At 32.2% G+C, this 18,963-nt stretch carries 14 protein-coding genes; 8 read left to right on the top strand and 6 right to left on the bottom strand.

Annotated elements, in window-relative coordinates:
- Positions 1 to 303 precede the first annotated feature (303 nt).
- Complete coding sequence (locus ACGLWY_RS13690; protein ID WP_396620226.1) at positions 304 to 2,286, bottom strand: putative porin; 1,983 nt, start codon at positions 2,284 to 2,286, stop codon at positions 304 to 306.
- 536 nt (positions 2,287 to 2,822) lie between these two features.
- Between ACGLWY_RS13690 and ACGLWY_RS13685 the strand changes: the two genes are divergently transcribed.
- From ACGLWY_RS13685 to ACGLWY_RS13675, 3 genes are all read left to right on the top strand, one after another.
- Positions 2,823 to 3,422, top strand: a complete 600-nt coding sequence (locus tag ACGLWY_RS13685) for a ribonuclease HII (protein WP_396620225.1) — start codon at positions 2,823 to 2,825, stop codon at positions 3,420 to 3,422.
- A 151-nt stretch (positions 3,423 to 3,573) separates the two neighbouring features.
- A complete protein-coding gene (locus ACGLWY_RS13680; RefSeq protein ID WP_396620224.1) occupies positions 3,574 to 6,006 on the top strand; it encodes a ribonuclease HII in 2,433 nt (810 codons plus the stop codon).
- Between the two features lie 369 nt (positions 6,007 to 6,375).
- Positions 6,376 to 7,425: a nucleoid-associated protein gene (locus ACGLWY_RS13675; protein WP_396620223.1), complete on the top strand. Its 1,050-nt coding sequence runs from the start codon at positions 6,376 to 6,378 to the stop codon at positions 7,423 to 7,425.
- A gap of 28 nt (positions 7,426 to 7,453) precedes the next feature.
- Here ACGLWY_RS13675 and ACGLWY_RS13670 read toward each other — a convergent pair whose 3' ends face one another.
- Together ACGLWY_RS13670 and ACGLWY_RS13665 are read right to left on the bottom strand one after the other, a co-directional pair.
- On the bottom strand, positions 7,454 to 8,521 hold the full coding sequence (locus ACGLWY_RS13670; RefSeq protein WP_396620222.1) for a methyltransferase: 1,068 nt from the start codon (positions 8,519 to 8,521) through the stop codon (positions 7,454 to 7,456).
- A gap of 95 nt (positions 8,522 to 8,616) precedes the next feature.
- Positions 8,617 to 9,771 (bottom strand): N(5)-(carboxyethyl)ornithine synthase, encoded by a 1,155-nt coding sequence (locus tag ACGLWY_RS13665; RefSeq protein WP_396620221.1) that lies wholly within the window; start codon positions 9,769 to 9,771, stop codon positions 8,617 to 8,619.
- Between the two features lie 821 nt (positions 9,772 to 10,592).
- On the opposite strand from ACGLWY_RS13665, the gene ACGLWY_RS13660 reads away from it, so the two are divergent.
- A complete protein-coding gene (locus tag ACGLWY_RS13660) occupies positions 10,593 to 10,964 on the top strand; it encodes a hypothetical protein (RefSeq protein WP_396620220.1) in 372 nt (123 codons plus the stop codon).
- A gap of 161 nt (positions 10,965 to 11,125) precedes the next feature.
- Here the strand turns inward: ACGLWY_RS13660 and lipB are convergent, their stop codons facing one another.
- From lipB to ACGLWY_RS13645, 3 genes are read right to left on the bottom strand one after another with little or no spacing between them, the layout of a single operon-like run.
- Positions 11,126 to 11,824, bottom strand: a complete 699-nt coding sequence (gene lipB, locus ACGLWY_RS13655) for a lipoyl(octanoyl) transferase LipB (protein WP_396620219.1) — start codon at positions 11,822 to 11,824, stop codon at positions 11,126 to 11,128.
- Between the two features lie 3 nt (positions 11,825 to 11,827).
- A complete protein-coding gene (locus ACGLWY_RS13650) occupies positions 11,828 to 12,577 on the bottom strand; it encodes a hypothetical protein (RefSeq protein ID WP_396620218.1) in 750 nt (249 codons plus the stop codon).
- A gap of 39 nt (positions 12,578 to 12,616) precedes the next feature.
- Complete coding sequence (locus tag ACGLWY_RS13645) at positions 12,617 to 12,775, bottom strand: YqaE/Pmp3 family membrane protein (protein ID WP_396620217.1); 159 nt, start codon at positions 12,773 to 12,775, stop codon at positions 12,617 to 12,619.
- A 125-nt stretch (positions 12,776 to 12,900) separates the two neighbouring features.
- Here ACGLWY_RS13645 and ACGLWY_RS13640 point away from each other — a divergent pair, with 125 nt between their 5' ends.
- The 4 genes from ACGLWY_RS13640 (at position 12,901) to ACGLWY_RS13625 (ending at position 18,636) form a co-directional block, all read left to right on the top strand.
- Positions 12,901 to 13,956 (top strand): LuxR C-terminal-related transcriptional regulator, encoded by a 1,056-nt coding sequence (locus ACGLWY_RS13640; protein ID WP_396620216.1) that lies wholly within the window; start codon positions 12,901 to 12,903, stop codon positions 13,954 to 13,956.
- Between the two features lie 132 nt (positions 13,957 to 14,088).
- On the top strand, positions 14,089 to 14,526 hold the full coding sequence (locus tag ACGLWY_RS13635) for a DUF1573 domain-containing protein (protein WP_396620215.1): 438 nt from the start codon (positions 14,089 to 14,091) through the stop codon (positions 14,524 to 14,526).
- A gap of 119 nt (positions 14,527 to 14,645) precedes the next feature.
- Positions 14,646 to 16,337: a lysine--tRNA ligase gene (gene lysS, locus ACGLWY_RS13630; protein WP_396620214.1), complete on the top strand. Its 1,692-nt coding sequence runs from the start codon at positions 14,646 to 14,648 to the stop codon at positions 16,335 to 16,337.
- Positions 16,338 to 16,581: 244 nt separating this feature from the next.
- The gene (locus tag ACGLWY_RS13625) at positions 16,582 to 18,636 is read left to right on the top strand and encodes an ATP-binding protein (protein WP_396620213.1); all 2,055 of its coding nucleotides are present in this window, start codon (positions 16,582 to 16,584) and stop codon (positions 18,634 to 18,636) included.
- The last annotated feature ends 327 nt before the right edge of the window (positions 18,637 to 18,963 follow it).

The following is an 18,963-nucleotide window of genomic DNA, read 5'->3' as shown; positions in this document are numbered from 1 at the left end:
TTTTGGGTTTTTTCCATCGGTGGGGGTTTCGGGCTTTTGCGGTAGGCTTTGCGGAGCCGTTTTGGGTGGATTGGGCTCGGGAACTGGATGGGGATCGTCCGTTTTCGGGCGAAGAATGTGCTCTTGGGATGGGTTTGGTTTGTACTGTATATAAATATACTTTGCTAAAATGGAATGTTGACTATACTATATATGGGGACCTGGTGGGTGGGAGCGTTAGGGATGGCAGTGGAAAGCCCACAGCGGGGCACCGCGAGGACTTGCAGCGGAAAGCCAGACCCGATAGGGAACGCCAAAAAAATTTTATAAAAAGAAATTCCAAACGAGACCAAAACGCACTGTAAAGTCGCGATATGGATTGTTGGGTGCTGAATAATAATCGTATCCTGTGAACGATGAATTGAAATGTTCTGCTTTTAAATACAGCCTAGTTTGACGTATTTTTGCATTTAAAAAGAAATCCAACCTTGGGAAGTTCCCAAATTCACGATCGGTTTGCACATAAAATTCTGCCAATAATGGATTGTATGCATTCATATAATACTTTGTAAAGTAATTCAAGGTTATACCCGTTTGCAGGTACATGGCTTTTTTGAATACGTGACTTGAAAAGTATAAGGTGTTTCGTGTTGTGAGTTGCGGTACATTTAAAACGCTGTTGCTGTCTTGCATGTTTTGATACAACACGGTGTTGTTTAAGGCAAACTTGCCTACTTTTATTTCATTCTCGAATTTAGCTCTTAAATAGGTAATGGTCGTATTGTTTTGAAATGGTTTTACTTGTTGTGATGTTTCATCTTTTTTAAAATAAACATAATCGTTTATAGTATTGAGGTCGACCGTTATATTGGCTAAGTTTTTATATTTTAAGTTAAATGCCAGTTGCTGGGTTTCGATATTATTAAAATTATTTCGCCAGTTATATGCTAAGTAATCACTTTGGTATAGTAAGGTATTGTAATTTGGTGCTTTTGAACTGTGATTTAATGATGCGGATGCTGCTATATCATTATTTAATTTGAACGTTGCTGTTCCTTTTAAAAAGTTACCTTCGAAATCTCCAGATATATTTATACCAAATTCTCCGTTTAGCTCAAAACCTTTGTATTGCTTGCGGTATTTCCCGCCTGTTGAAAAGATATCGCCTTTTAATCTATTTGTTATAGTGCTCCCATTCAATACTACCAGCTTATTGTAACCATAATTATAATTGTTGTTGCTTACATTGAATTGTAAATCACCTATTATATTGTTACTATAATTTAATTGAAATTGATTGTAAAAATTTTCGAGCGTTGCTCGATCTTTTATAATACTTTTAAATGAACTTCTAAAATAAGTAGTATCTGCCTTTGTTTGATCGTATTGATAGTATTTATCTTCAAAAGCTATGATATGTCCTATACTAAGTTTATTCTTAGATAATGAATCTCTTTTCCTTATTATATGATAGGTATGATCTAAATAAAAACGTTTTGCTCTCAACATGCTCTCAGCGTTTTCAAAATTAACCTCAAGGATAGAACGGTCTAAAAATTCGGGATCACCGGTTTCAAAATACTCCACATTATCATCTCGTAAACCACCGTTTTCTTGATTCAATAAATCTTGCGTTACAATATGTCCTTTTGCATGGTATCTATTATTTTTGGATTTATAGTTTGACGTAAACCTAAAATTACCACTGCTCGTTAATATGTGTTGGTATTTACCCAAAGAACGTAATCCTTTATATGCTATTGAAAAATTGAATTGCGGCGATGTGTTTACGGTAAAAAATGCATCTGTTTGTTGGCCTTGCTCGAAAGCAGTTTTAAAAAACAGTTCGGTAAAGGGTGTTGGTACACGATAATAGTTAATATCTTCAACTTCCATATAGAAAAAATGCTTTGCTTGCGCACCAAAACCTGGCATTAAACTAGTGTTTTGAAAGTTATAGGTAAGACTGTTATAGGTTTGTCCCATATTTGAGAAGGGCATCAATCCAAAATTATCTTTTCTTAAGTAATTAAATTTATACTCTTTTTTAATGGACAACGTTGTATCTACATAGGTTGTATCGTTAACATGCGAGATAATTAAGTAATCTTTTATTTTAGGGAGCTTATCTTTTGCAAGTGAGTCCTTAGGTTGTACTAAACCTAACTCTCTACCTAATCGATTAGACCTTTTGGGTTTGTCTTGAGCAAAAAGTTGGCTGCATTGTAGTATTAAAAAAAACACCAAAACCAAGTTTATTTTTAAATGATAGTTCTTTATTGCTTTAAAACCTAAATATAAAGTCATAGTAATACGTTTCGAAACTAAGTTAAATGATTAGAAATGTATAATCATTTTTAACGATGCAAATGTAAATACAAAATATGATAACGTTATAAAATGGAAAAATTATTTAATAAATAGTTTATATTTTCATCTGTTTATATTTATTATTTTAATTCGGTCTGATGGAATACTCTAAATAATCATCCTCAAGTGTGTGAATGCCTTTCTCAATGGGTGTTTCATAATCACAAAAGTTCATATAAGGAAGTCTTAAATTATTTTCATTCTTAGACAGTCTCTTAGAGACTATTTAGTTTTATCCTTTGGTTCTTTTATGTGTCTTTTTCCGCCATACTTTAGCTATTTTTCGGTTCGTAGCTATGTACCTCTCCCTCGCGGCAGCCTGGCTCCTTCGCTAAAAAGGTCTCCCAGACCTTTTTTATACGCTCGGCCCTGTCTGACGAAAAAATACCCTATAAAACATTCCAAAAACAAAATTTAAACAGGCTCTTAAAATGACAAAATAAAATTATAGATTTGACCATATTATTATTTAAATGTTATTAAAAAACTATTCGAATTTTGCTTTAGAATGTGGTACGGATGAGGCTGGTCGTGGTTGTTTAGCAGGTCCAGTTACTGCTGCTGCCGTTATGCTATCTTCAACTTTTAATAATTCCATTTTAAACGATTCCAAGCAACTAAGTGAACGTAAAAGAGATTTATTAAAGCCTATTATCGAATTGGAAGCCCTAACTTTTGGTGTATCACATGTGTTTCAAGATGAGATAGACCAAATAAATATTTTAAATGCTTCTATTTTGGCCATGCAACAATCTATCGCACAATTAACCTCCAAGCCAGAATTTATAATTGTTGATGGCAACAAGTTTAAACCTTACGGTGGTATTCCTTTTGAAACCATTATCAAAGGTGATGGTAAATATTTAAGTATTGCTGCTGCTTCGGTTTTAGCAAAAACGTATAGAGATGCATATATGAATACCATTCATGAAGAATTTCCTATGTATAATTGGAAACAAAACAAAGGCTACCCCACCAAAGAACACCGAGAAGCAATACGAAAATATGGAATCACTAAATATCATAGAAAGTCGTTTCGATTATTACCCGAACAATTAAAGTTAGATATTTGAGGGGTACTAGATTCTAGGTATTAGGTTCTGGGTTCTGGTTACTGATCACTGGTTACTGAGTTTTGGTGAAAAATAAAAAAATAGCAGATTACGTTGTTTTTTTAAGCTATGATTTCAAAAATATGTAGGTTTGTATAAATTAATTCGTTTTATGAGATTCTTTGGTTTCACACTCTTATTATTTGTTGCTTTTAGTTGTTCCAACGTTGAAAGAAATCGCACTAATCTTATCGATTTTGTTCCAAAAAATACATCTATCATCATAAAAACATCTAATCTTGAAGATTTAAAAAGCATTATTAAAAACAGTGGTTTTTTAGATAAGTTTACTAAAACCTCAGCTTATAAACATTTAGAAACCAATCTAGATCATTTAAAGCTTTTAAAACCAAGTGGCGAATTGCTTATTTGTTTTTCAAAAGACCAAAAAGACAGTCTTCAATTTACCATAATAACAAAATTCACCCCTCAACTATTCAAAAGAGATTCAATTAAAAATTATGTTGAAGAAACGCTTACTTACGAAAACCAAACACTCACAAAATCCACTTATAATAAAAACACCTTTTACAGTACGGTAATAGATAGCACTTTTTTTGCAGCATCATCTAAAGACATCATAAATACTGCTTTTACAAATTCTGTTATGAATGAAGAATTGGTAAAAATTTACAATTCTACCAGTAACGATAAAACGTTTTCTATTATTATAAATGCCAACTCACCTTTTATAAAATCATTTTTTATTGAAGAATCTTTAAACCTAAAGGCTTTTACCAATTATATAGCTATTGATGTGGAGGTGAACCAAGACGATATATATATTAATGGTATTGCAAAAGCGACAGATTCCACTAAAATTCTGAGCAATGTATTTAGAAATACTATTCCGCAGGAAAATCAAACCCAACATATAACCCCTTATGATAGTGATGGCTTTATGAGCTTCACTTTTAAGAATTTCAAAACTATTGAAGGTAATTTAAAAGCTTTTAAAAAGAAAGATTCTATTACTAACAGTTCACCTATTTTCGATAATATTGTAGAAGTTGGCATTATTTACCAAGCCGACAATCGTGCCCTTGTGTTAAACTCCACCGATTTTATTGCTACCGAAGATGCACTCATTAGCGAACAAACTGTTATCGAAACTTATAGAGGTATAGAAATATATAGTTTTAGCCAACCTGAATTATTTACCAATACGTTTTCGCCTTTAATTAAAGACATCAACCCTAGCAAGTATTGTATTTTAGATAACTTTTTTGTGTTTTCCAGTCATTCAGATTTATTACAAAACATAATTGCTAACTACCAAAACAAAACAACATTTAGTGAGTTAGAAACTTTTAAGAAAGTCAAAGAACAATTAAGCAATGCGTCTTCGTTATTGCTAGCCGTTAATAATACATCTTTAAAATCCATTATAAGTAAAAATTTTAAAGACGATTTAGACGATTCTTTTAATAGTTACAGCACTTCGGCATTACAATTTATTTACGATTCAAATTTTGCTCATGTAAATGCTATTATAAAAAAGAGTAAAACCAGAGCTTCTCAAAACTCGGTTTCAGAGGAATTAAACATTAAATTAGCTTCTGATATTTTAAACAAGCCTCAATTTGTAACCAATCATCTTACTAAAGAAAAAGAAATAGTGGTGCAAGACATTAAAAACAACCTCTATTTAATTTCCAATAAAGGAAAAGTTCTTTGGAAAAAACAACTTGAAGGTGCTGTTTTAGGAAACATTGAACAAATTGACATTTTTAAAAATGGGCGATTACAACTCGCTTTTGCAACTCCAAACCGTGTTTATATTATTGACAGAAATGGTAAGGATGTTGCTCCGTTTCCGGGTAAATTTAATGATAAGATTACCCAACCATTATCTGTTTTTGATTACGATAGAAATAAAAATTACCGCCTGTTAATTACACAAGGCAAAAACTTATTAATGTACGATGTTAATGCCAAAACAATTAATGGTTTCAATTTTAAATCGGCAAAAGAAGCTATTATTAGTCAGCCAAAACATTTTAGAATAAGCAGTAAAGACTATATTGTATTTAAAACCAAAAACACACTTCATATAATAGACAGAGTAGGAAATACACGCGTTACACCAAAAAGATCAAGTAATTTTTCAAATCAACCTGTCTTTTTATACAATAACACTTTCACAACAACAACATTAAATGGACAACTAATTTCCGTAGATACCAAAGGTGGTGTTTCAATCCTAAACCTAAATCTTTCAGAAAAACATGATATAGAAACTAGCAGTAAAACATTGGTAACACTAACCGAGAACAAATTAACCATTAAAAGCAATGCTGTGGAGTTGGATTTTGGTACTTATACTAGACCCGAACTGTTTTATATTAGGGATAAAATTTATGTTACCATTACCGATTTACAAGCTAAAAAAGTTTATATCTATGATAGTCAAGGAAATCTATTACCTAATTTCCCTGTGTATGGCAATTCAGAAATAGTATTAGATAATATTGATAAAGATAACAGCTTGGAATTTGTAACTAAAGGCGAAAACAATTCCATATTACTGTACCGTATTAACTAAACCTCAATCCATTCATTTACAATTTGATACATCGAATAATTTTTACATAACTCTTTGTATATGAAAAAGGAATTTTTATCTTTAGGCCTGCTATTATCAACTATTTACAATACAAATTTTTAAAAAATCAATTAAAGGGTACTTAATTAAGAGTTATAGTATCTACAAGATTTCATTAATTTTTATTGAAGGTAAAATTTTATTAACGAACGCGTTTAAACAATAAATGTATTAGAAAAACAATTAAAATATAACGATAACCAAATCGAAAGTCCCTAAATCTTGAGTGCCAAAGCAAAATACTTTGGCACTCTTTTTTATGACTATTCCAAGTTAATTTAATAGTATTGCAATCTCAATAAACAAACCATGATTTCAAGAAAAAACGCCTCTATTTCAAAATTCATCATTCATAAGGTTGGAAATAAATTCAACGACACAAAAAATGCCTTTTCAGAAAAACTGGTCGATTTTGACGAAGCCAGTTACGATTTAATGCTCCCTTTTTTATTACGCCCCTTTAGTTCGGTGGTACAAAGCTACCGGTTTAACCACCACGCCAATATTTCTTTAAACGAAATAAACAGTTACAGCAACCAAATATTTAGTGATGATGATGCTTTTATTGAAATTTCAAAACATATAGTAACCCATTTATACGAGCAATCCACATCGGCACAAATAAAAACAGGCGACGTACTAGTAGCTATGTTTGAAGGTATTGAGTTTAACGATATAACCACAAACGCCCTAGGTATATTTAAAATTGAAAGTAAAGTGAATTTCTTCCAAACCTATTTAGAAAATAACAGTTATGACGTATTGGTACAAAAAGGAATTTCATCTAAAAAAGTAGATAAAGGCTGCCTAATTTTAAACCAAACCGATACCGAAGGGAACATTATTTTAAGTGTAGATAACAACAGTTATGATGCCCAATATTGGATAAATCAATTTTTAAACATAAAATATGCCGATGACGCTAACAACCATACGCAACAATACATAACACTTTGTAAAGATTTCTCGACCGACATTTTAAAAACCACCTACGGCGCAAAAGAGCAAAATACCTTTTTAGCAAAAACCATCGACTTTTTTAAAGAAAACGAAGTCGTAAATATAGAACGTTTTAAAGATGAACTTTTTGAAGAAGACAAACACAAAAAACTGTTTGATGATTACAAAAAAAACTTTGAAGACGAACAAGACATCGTGTTAAGAAACCAATTTGATATTGCCGAAAGCGTTGTAAACAAAGAAAAGAAAAAATTCAAAACCGATATAAAACTTGACACCAACATACAAATAAAACTAGATATTGATGCACCTGATGCCTCGGCTGAATATTTAGAACGCGGTTATGATGATGAAAAGAAAATGCATTATTATAAGGCATTTTTTAATGTGGAGAGCTAGCTTTTTTTAAGTTCAATACTTCAAAAACCTACTTATTCGTCAGCACCCAAAGCTCTACTTCTTCAGAAGAACGCCAATGTTGATCTCGTTTTGTTTTATCTGAAGCTGCTTTTACTGTTTTCTTTAAACATGTTTCCAATTGAAATCTCCCACCTTCCAATAGCTCCTTCTCTACGGGGTGTTCTTTTGTAACATGCGTTATTTGAGCTAAATTCGAGAATATGATTACAAGCTTCCCTTCAGGCAATAGTCTTTTCTTTGCTTCAGTGAAAAAATCAGGGAATAGATTTTTATTATAATAAATAGCTTCATCTAATATATCTGTATTATTAGACTCCGGCAGCCAAGGCGGATTAAAAACAATCAACTCGGTCTGCTTTTCCCAAATCCCAAAAAGATGTCCAAAATCCAATCTTATCTTTCTAGACAATTTGGTATCACCCATAAATTCGGTTAGACCAACAATCGCGTTAGGATTGGTATCTGTACCAAAAACCTCCTGAAAACCATGCTTTATCATTAGAAAAGAAAGTACGCCACTTCCAATTCCAATATCCATTGCAGACTTTTTAAGTCCTTTATAACGTTTCATCCAATTATCAAAAAGTATCAGATGATCAAACCGCGTAGGGAAGTAAGTTCCATAATATGGATGCACTTTATTTCGTAATACAGGAATGGAAATTCCGTTTATATACCACTGCCAAGCACTATTTAATCCTTGAACTTGAGGAAACGTTAATAAAAAATCACTTGTTTCTGGATACAGTTTTTCTAACCAACCAATGAAAGGTGATTTTTTCACAATTAATTTATGGTCTACAATTTCTATCAAAATAAGATTTGATAACTTATGATATACTGACCGATATTCTCGTTGTTCCTGAAAAGACTTGTTTGGCAACTTTTTATTTAGATGTATGTGTAACTCCTTTAAAAACAACAATCCATTACTATAAAACGCTGTTATCAATACAGGTTTTCCTGCTTCTAGTATTTTAATGGTTTGTTTTACATCTGTAGCACTGTTAAACAACTCCAATTGTTTTCCAGATACTATAGGTTTCGGCTTGTTTATATCAATATCTGTAGTCATCAATGGGTTTTATTATATATTATGAAGAAAGCATCTATCTTGTTTTATAAATTTTTTCCGCTTATTAGGTGATTGGTAAAAATTAAAAAAGGCCATTAGCTCACAAGCTCATGAACTTTATGTGGATAGTTTGAATGGCGATTCTGGAATCTAAGAATCGTGTCTTTCACAATAACACCTTCATCAATATTTATGGCATTTTTGATGGTTTTATTATCATTCCAACTTTCTCTACCTGATACTACGGATGGTAAATGCGTAATTAATGCTGCAGAAATAGATCTAGAAGCGCTTTCCCAAAAATAACTGGGTGTATGATCTACCGCATAGTAATCAATAGTATCAATAGCAATAAGTGGGTTTTTAAAAGTAGTGGGTTTAGCAAAATAAAATCCCATACCTTCATCACAACTCACATCTATAATGAGCGCACCAGGTTTAAGCATGGATTTTTCATCCTCTTTCACATAGTCAATGGGATCGTCTGTGTCTTGATACGTTCCATTAACGATTATATCAGATTCATTTATCAAATCCAATAGAGATCGTTCTGAACCATCGTGTTCAACAACAATCAATCGAGGCTCGTTTTCATTTCCTTTTCTGAGTCTGGTATAATTTACATCTAATACTTCTTCTCTAACTTCATGATCGGGTCTTTGAATACAAATAGTAATATCTCTAAAACCATGTGCTTTTAAAGCATAAATAGCCCCTCTGCTTACTGCTCCAAAACTAAAAATGATGACTTTTCGTTGATTTCCATAATGACCATCTATTCCCTTGAGTTGAAGTGCATGTATAACCGCACTATATCCAGCCATTTCATTATTTTTATAAAACGTATGTCTTCCCATTTGCCCACTAGGATACCACACATACATATCTTCAAAAGCGATTAAGGTTAATTTTTTGTCTATAGCTGTTTGTGTTATTTGCATTTGTTGGGCACAATGAGGATACCCCCAAATAATACCACCATCCTTTAACTCTTCTAAATCAGACAAAATAGGTTTGGCTATAATGGCGGAACCAATAACAGATAATATATCACTTCGTGATGCAATTCCACCTGTTAAGCCATTAATTTCTTCATCACTTATATTAAAAGGTTTACCATATCCTTTTTCAAAAACAAGTTGTTTTCTAATCTGTTCCGGAAGTCTATTTAAATGTTCTGGATGAATAGGCACCCGCCTTTCATCTTCTTTTTTTGAAGTTCCAATAACTCCCATTTTTAAAAAAGCCATATGTCTTTTGAGTTGAAACGAATTGCAGACTAATGACATTAGCAAAGCGTAAGATTAAAATCACTATTAAATAGTTACTTACTAGCAATCAGGCATTAAGTTGGCCACTAGCGTTTCGTTAATCAAAATAAGAACTTAAAAAGAAAGTCTTAACAATTCGCTAAAGATGTGCGAAGGGATAATTAATATCAACAGATAAATAAAATAATACTATTGACAAAGATACTTTTTTTAAACCCATTATTAGGAATAATACCAAAGTAATCTCTTTTAACAAATAAACTTAAACAAAAATTCCGGAGAAATCCATTTATCGCAAACAACTGTTATACAGCTTATAATAGAACTCGTTTAAACTATTAACATACCAATACTTAAAAGAAAAAGATAGGTATCAATTATAATAACCTAGGAAAACCATTGTTATGAAAACTTCCCAACAGTAGGTATATAAAATAAAGCAATTACAACCTGTAGCCATATTTTAGGAAGAAACCATTTTCAAATAACCTTTAGAAACGTCAATAAAAAAACCTATCAGAAAATTTTTAATTTCTGATAGGGTTTAATTTAGAAAACAATGATACTATTCCTTATTCTTTAATAATAGTCTTATTTACAACACCATTTTCTGTAATTATCTTAATTACAAACACCCCTGTAGCATGGTTAATAGTCACTGTTGAATCCAATCATTAAGTTTATGAATTGGGTAATAAAAAATGATAAAGTATGTTCTCCATCAATCTATTTTGTATATAATTTTTTTTTAAGACGCAGCCTTTTACGACAATACACATCTAGTAAGTAAAATACTCAACATGAAAAAGAACATTTTAGTATTGACTCTTTTATTACTTACAATATCATCTTGCAAAGATGATGATGACAACCTAAGTAACTCCTGCCAAGTTTCCAACCCCATTGAAGATTTAGATTGGTTAAAGGAAAAAATTGAGGAGCTTGCCCAAACTGATTCAGAGCTTCTAAAATATTTTTATATTTCCCAAAATACCTATATGGGTAAAACTGTTTTCATTTTCCCTAATTGCTGTCCTACCTGCAATACTGTAGTTCCAGTTTATGATTGTGAAGGTAATCCTATTGGCTTCGTGGGAGACGATACTATAAGCATCAATATTTTAAATAACGATACTATTATTTGGAACCCAGAAAATTTCTCTTGTAATTAAGAGACTGTTTAAATTTTGTTTTTGAAATGTTTTATAGAGTGTTTTTTTTTGTCAGACGAAGGTATTTTGAGGTTCATAGCCATAGCTATGGACCTCAAAATAGCTGATGTATGGAGGAAAAAGGCACATAAAAGAGCCAAAGAATAAAATTTAAACAGTCTCTAAAAAAAGTCCGCTTCAAAAAGTACGCTAAAATGTTTTAACAGTTTTTCTTTAACTTCGGTTTCATCAACTTTATCAACACCAAGTTCTACATTTAAGGAAGTTACAGCTTTACCACGAATGCCGCAGGGTATAATGTTATCAAAATATCCCAAATCGGCATTCACATTCAATGCAAAACCATGCATAGTTACCCAACGGCTGGCACGCACGCCCATAGCACAAATTTTACGTGCAAACGGCGTACCTACATCTAGCCAAACACCTGTTTCACCATCGCTTCTTTCGGCTTTTAAGCCGTATTCGGCAAGCGTTAAAATAATCATTTCTTCTAAAAAACGCAGGTATTTATGAATATCGGTAAAGAAATTCTCTAAATCTAAAATAGGATAGCCAACAATTTGTCCAGGTCCATGGTAAGTAATATCACCGCCACGGTTTATTTTATAAAAGGAAGCCCCTTTTTGGGCAAGTTGTTGTTCGTTTAAAAGTAAGTTAGATAAATCGCCACTTTTACCCAAAGTATATACGTGTGGGTGCTCTACAAATAAAAAGTGATTCTTGGTTTCGATAGCCGTATTGTCGCGCCTATTTTTAATTTTAGCATCTACAATACTTTTAAACAGTTGCTCTTGGTAATCCCAAGTTTGTTTATAATCTTTAAGTCCTAAATCTTGTATTTCTATGGTTTTATTCAAAGCTTAATCCTCTAATACAACTTCTAAATTTAAGGCTTCGGGATTCGCTATATAATCCATAAAATCAAACTCAACCGTAAAGCTTTTTCTATCGCTACTAAACATAGCAGTTTCGTTTGAAACCGATTTTATAGGCTTAGGAAAATGGTAATTTAATTTATATGTTGAAGAGCCAAACATCATAGCCATTTGTCCCAAACTATCGGTGACTTGTTTATAGGCTTCTTTATCAATTATTCTGGCGGTACGCTTAAATATTTTGCCATCATAATTATAATCCAGCTCGGTAGTACCATCACCTCCGAAAGATGAAAACGGATTGTTTTCACCGCTCGCTTTCTCATTCCCTTTTAAATCTCCAAAGCTTTTCATGGCCTTAAACATATCTTGAAGCTCACTTACTTTTTTAAAATCGGTAAACATATCAAAAGTCATTTTAGAGGTTTTTGGATCCATTACCATGTGCATGTTAAACGGTTCCAAACTCTTTATTTTTTGCTGTTCTTCTTCTGATAGTTTAGAAATACTATCACGCATGGTATCAAATAATTCTTTAAAACTAAAGGTTGAATCAATGGCTTTTTCTTGATTTTCACCTATTTTATCACCCGCCATTTGCATAAGCTGACTACCATCAAACGAAAATTCCATTTTACCGGAACCGTCGGCGTTTATATAAATATTTTCAGAAAACTGGCAACTAAATAATGTTATAAATATTACCAAGCAAAAAAGGGCAAAAAAAGGTCTCATAAATTATATATGTTTAAAATTCCACAAGCAAATATAAGTTTAATTTTTTGGATTATTAAGAATAACCAAGGCCGCAATAACACCAGGAACCCATCCGCAAAGCCATAATAGGAACACAATAAATATAGAACCGCAACCTTTATCGATAACCGCTAAGGGCGGACAAATAATAGACAGTATAACTCTCCAGAAACTCATAATTATTTTTGATTTACGATTTTTGATTGATGATTTTCATAATAGGACGTAAACTTATGCTTTTTGTTACAAACACTTTAGAGGGGAATGGCAGCAAATAAAATAAATTATAGTAGATTAGTGGCATGAGAACAAACGCAGTCTTTTTGTTTTTTGTGGCCATATGCTTTTCATCTAAGGCCCAATATAGATTTACCGGACATGTAGATAACACCCAATGGCACAACAATGTTTACCTTTCTATAATTGAAGACTACAGAAAAATTTCGGGTGTTTACTTCGAACAAATTATTGCAAAAACAAAGACCGATAGCTTAGGGCACTTTAAGTTTACAGGTAATCAACTTGAAAATAAAAATAGAATTTACAGAATCCATGTTGACAATTGCATCGATGAAGTACAAAACCAAAATCATTTTGATGGGTATTGCGACGACAGCAAAGAAGTTCTTTTTATAGCAAAAAACACCGATTCTATAGAATTCCCATTTTCCTTTAATAAACAAATGTTTTGCAATATACTGTCCAGCAATGAAAAATCGATTGTTTTTTTTAAAATTGATTCTTTAAAAGAAGAAATGAAATTTGCATTTAGTGAGTTTAGAAGCGAAGCCAACAGAAAACTCAATAACAAAAAATGGTTTAAAACATTTCAAGATTTTGGAATACAACTTAACGAACCAATTGCCGAACTCTATATTTATTCGTTTTTGTCTGACAGACGAAACGATCTTCATGAACATTATTTAGAAGATCTTAAAGACAATGCCTACTATGGTAATTTGTTAAATCGCCTAACCGAACAATACCCAAACTCACCATATACCAAACAATATAAAGCTGAATTAACCTCGGATCAGTTTATAATAAACAACGATGCTGGCACAGGTTTTAATTGGAATTATTTAGTATATGCCCTTTTATCATTATCTTTAATTGGAAACCTTTGGTTTTGGCTTTCACGCAAAAAAGAACACGCCAAAATCATTAACAAAGCCAAGGAACAACTTACCAAGCAAGAACAAAATATTCTCAACCTTTTATTGGAAGAAAAATCGAATAAAGAAATCGCCAATATTCTTTTTGTTAGTTTAAGCACCGTAAAAACGCATGTTAATAATATTTACAAAAAACTTAATGTGCAATCTAGAGACGATATTAAATCACTATTTAACAGGTAGTTAATAAAAATAAACCTAGGTACTAGTACTTATTTCAACCTCAAATTCTCTAAATGCGTTCAATGTTTTTGCGATGTTTGCTTCATTATTAATCTATACTGAACTTGTTTCAGTTTATAAAACACAAATATCATGGAATTTTCAATGAACACATTACAATTGGTAAAATCTAAATTTTTATTAATTATCTGCTTATTTGCTTACGCTACAAGCTTTTCACAAGAACTTACACCCAATGCAAATGCTGGCATACTATCGTTTAAAACCGAAGAAATTAATTATGGAAAAATCCAACAAAACGAAAATGGCGAACGCACATTTACTTTTACCAATACAGGTAAGTCGCCAATTGCTATTTCTACAATAAAAACCTCCTGTGGCTGTACAGTACCCGCATATTCTAAAATACCAGTTTTACCAGGCGAAACAAGCGAAATTAAAGTAAAATATGCCACAAATAGAATTGGCGCATTCAGCAAAACAATCACTGTTATTTCAAATGCTTCTGAAAGCAATAAAACATTACGGATTAAAGGTGAAGTTTTAAATCTAGAAGTAGCACAAAACTAACTTCAAACCTGCTTTTATCATATTATAAAAATCTACTAAGAAGTTGTATGCTAATTTTTTGAAAATAATGTAATTTTGCACTCGTCTGTCACAAATGGCAGTATTCAAAACAAATTAGCATGCAGCTTTCGGAACAAGAATTAGTTAGAAGAGAAAAATTAGCAAAATTACGCACATTAGGCATTAACCCCTATCCTGCCGATTTATACCCAGTATCCCATACTTCAAAACAAATTAAAGACCATTTTGAAGATGGTAAAAAGGTGGTTATTGCTGGCCGTTTGATGATGATAAAAGTGCAAGGAAAGGCCAGTTTTGCCGATTTACAAGATGCCGACGGAAAGATACAAGTGTATTTTAACCGTGATGAAATTTGCCCTAGCGATGATAAAGAAAAATACAACGAGGTTTTTAAAAAGCTTTTGGATTTTGGTGATTTCGTTGGTATTGAAGGCGAATTGTTCACAACTAAGGTTGGTGAAAAAAGCGTGCGTGTAAAAGACTTTACCCTATTAAGTAAAGCCTTAAAACCACTACCACTACCTAAAGAAAAAGACGGTGTAGTTTATGATGCTTTTACCGACCCTGAGCAACGTTACAGACAACGTTATGCCGATTTAGTGGTTAACCCACAGGTGAAAAACGTATTTGTAAAACGCACCAAATTATTCAATGCCATGCGTCAATTCTTTAATGATGCCGGGTATTTTGAAGTAGAAACCCCTGTATTGCAACCTATTCCAGGGGGTGCTGCAGCGCGTCCGTTTGTGACACACCATAATGCTTTAGATATCCCATTGTACATGCGAATTGCTAATGAGTTATATTTAAAACGCTTGATTGTTGGTGGCTTTGATGGTGTTTACGAGTTTTCTAAAAACTTTAGAAATGAAGGGATGGATCGAACCCACAATCCTGAGTTTACCGCCATGGAAATTTATGTAGCTTATAAAGACTATAACTGGATGATGGATTTTTGTGAGCGCCTCCTTGAACATTGTGCTATCGCAGTAAACGGCACAACAAAAGCTACTTTTGGCAAACATGAAATAGATTTTAAAGCACCTTATGCCCGTGTAACCATGGCAGATTCTATAAAACAGTTTACAGGTTTTGATATTACTGAAAAAACCGAAGACGATATTAGAACTGCTGCAAAAAGCATGGGTATTGAAGTGGATGACACTATGGGTAAAGGCAAATTGATTGATGAAATTTTTGGCGAAAAATGCGAGGGCAACTACATTCAGCCTACCTACATTATAGACTACCCAAAAGAGATGAGTCCGTTATGTAAAGAACATAGAGAAAACCCAGAATTAACTGAGCGTTTCGAACTAATGGTTTGCGGCAAAGAAATTGCCAACGCATATTCCGAACTTAACGATCCCATAGACCAACGCGAACGTTTCGAGCACCAATTAGAGCTTTCTAAAAAAGGTGATGACGAGGCTACAGGAACTATAGATTACGACTTTTTACGTGCTTTAGAATACGGTATGCCTCCAACATCGGGTATGGGTATTGGTATGGATAGACTCATTATGTTTTTAACAAACAACCAATCGATACAAGAAGTATTGTTCTTTCCGCAAATGCGTCCAGAAAAAAAAGCGGTTGATTTAAGTGATGCTGAAAAAACCATATTCGAAATTTTAAAAACCCAAAAAAGCATAGCGTTAAACGAATTAAAATCGCAATCTGGTTTAAGCAACAAAGCATGGGACAAAGCCATTAAAGCTTTAACCAAACATCAATTGGCAAACGTTATCAAAACAGATGAAGTTCTAACTGTTGAATATATTTCTTAATATATTGAACCCTTATAGGGTGTAATTATTTTTTATTGTTAACTTTATACCAATGTCATATTTGTCACATTGAGTTTGTTGAATATATTTTCAGATGCTTTAACAAGCACTAACAGGCATTTGTTTCCTGATTGACTTTAAATTTTGATCTAAAATTCATTCTTGGTTAATTTTGGCGAATTACACCCAATGGATTATATTTATAAAAAATATTAGCCACATAATAAAATGGTAATAATTAATTATGGTTAAAAAACAATTAGATATTATAATTGCTATTACCACCTTTTTTGTACTCGTATCTCTCATCTTATCCATTTACTCTGCTTCTGTAAACAAGTATTACGCTGTTATAGAAGAAGACTTATACCATACTGGAAATTTAATTTCAAAGGAATTTAACAATATTGTACAAGCAGATATTGTTAAACTAGAAAACATTAAAAGTCGATTAGAATTTACCAATGGCAATTACTTTAAAAACTGGGAACACGATGCTAATTTAATACTAAATCAAGACGATTCTTTTAGGTTTATTGAATGGATAGACAGCTTAATGGTTATTAGAAAAATAAACCCTTTAAAAGGAAATGAACGTGCTTTAAACCTAGATATCTCTAAACTTGATTACAGACGGGACGAATGGGTCAACCATACTAAAAGTGGCAAAACCAATATTACTTCCTGGATAAAATTAACACAATCCGGACAGGCCTTTCTTGTAGATGTCCCTGTATATTTCAAAAATACGTTTCAAGGCACCATAAGTGCTGGCATGCACTTTAACAACGATTTTGACAGGCTTGTTAATTACCTAGAAAACCAATATGCTGTAGAACTTTATGACGACAAGAATACCCTTTTTTATCAAAAAAACAGTGATTTAAAACTTAAAACAAACCGTAACATAGTTTATACAAACACCTTACAAGTTGACGGGCAAGAAACACAAACATGGCGTTTAAACATCTACCCTTCAGAGAAATTAATACTTGCTGATGGTAAAATCATAATCAACATGGCATTAATAATTGGCGTGCTTTTAGCCTTTGTTGTCGCATTGCTTGTTTATTTTTATTTAAGGGCTAGAAAAGGCACTAAACAAGCTCTAGAGTCTAATCTATCTTTAATAAAACTAAACGAACAATTAAACAAAGAAAAGAATAGAGCCAATAAAGCCTCGCAGGCAAAAACCGATTTTCTGTCTAATATGAGCCATGAAATTAGAACTCCATTACATGCCATTATTGGCTTCATTGAAATTTTAAAAGATGAAAAACTAAATGATACCCACAAGGAGTATGTGGATTTAATGGACAAATCTTCAAACAATCTTTTAAACTTGGTTAATGATATTTTAGAAATAGACAAAATAGAATCCGGAAAAACAGAATTAGATAGAGTTGAATTCAACCCAATTAAGAAAATTAAAGAACTCGTTGAAGTTAATCAGTTTTTGTTTTTAAAAAAGGATCTTTATTTAAAGACCAATTTTGAAAACGTTTTTGACCTAACAGTTATTGGCGACTTAAACAAGTTTACTCAAGTTGTATATAACTTATTAAAAAACGCCTTAAAATTTACTAAAGAAGGAGGCGTTACCATTACCTGTTCTGAAACTGTTATAGAGAACAAATTAAAATTAATTATTAGTATCGAAGATACTGGCATAGGTATTCCAAAAGACAAGTTACACACTATTTTTAATAGGTTTACCCAAATTGATAACAGTGTAAAAAAACAACACGAAGGCAGTGGTCTTGGATTAGCGATTTGTGAAAATCTAGTAGCTATAATGGGTGGGGAAATTTCTGTTGAGAGCGACTATCAAGTAGGCTCTAAATTTACAGTATCGTTCTTATTCGATATCACAGAAGAAGTCGTAACGCATTCTGAAAACAAAAAAACAATTAAAACGACCGATATAAATGTATTAATTGTTGATGATAACAATCTTAATATTATTGTTTTAAAAAAATTCCTTGAAGATATAGACATAAAATCAGACACAGCAGTAAATGGTAAAGTAGCTTTAGATAAAGTCAAAGAGAAAAAATACCAGCTTATTTTCATGGATATTCACATGCCAGAAATAGATGGTTGGGAAGCTACACGTATTATTAGAGAAACAGATAAAGATGTGATTATTTTTGGGCTTTCGGCAAATGTAACAACCGAAGCAATAAACAAAGCTATCGAAAACGGTATGAACAACTACCTTACTAAACCTTTTAAAAAGGAACACCTATACAAACTTTTACAATTCCATTTTTATAATAGCGAGGAACAAACGCTTTAATACCACACTTATTTAAACTAATAAAAAGCCCAGTGATTTTAAAATCACTGGGCTTTTACAAACTAACCAACTAAACTTAATTTATTACTAAACTAAATAACAACTATTATGAGTATTATCTGTTTCAATAAATAACTATACAAATTGACGCATTTTATTCCATCTATTAAAACTATTTAGAAATGTTTAACATAAGAAATTAAAAATTTAAAACTTCCTTAAGACAAACGGTATTTAATGAACTCATCTTGACTTTTTCTATTTCTTAAAACCTGCCTGCCTGCTGGAATGGCTAAAATTCATCCATATTTCGTTGCTTTTTTTAGG

The sequence above is a fragment of the Mariniflexile sp. HMF6888 genome, assembly GCF_044335535.1.
Classification (GTDB): Bacteria; Bacteroidota; Bacteroidia; order Flavobacteriales; family Flavobacteriaceae; genus Mariniflexile.
This window is presented reverse-complemented; position numbering and strand designations above follow the sequence as displayed.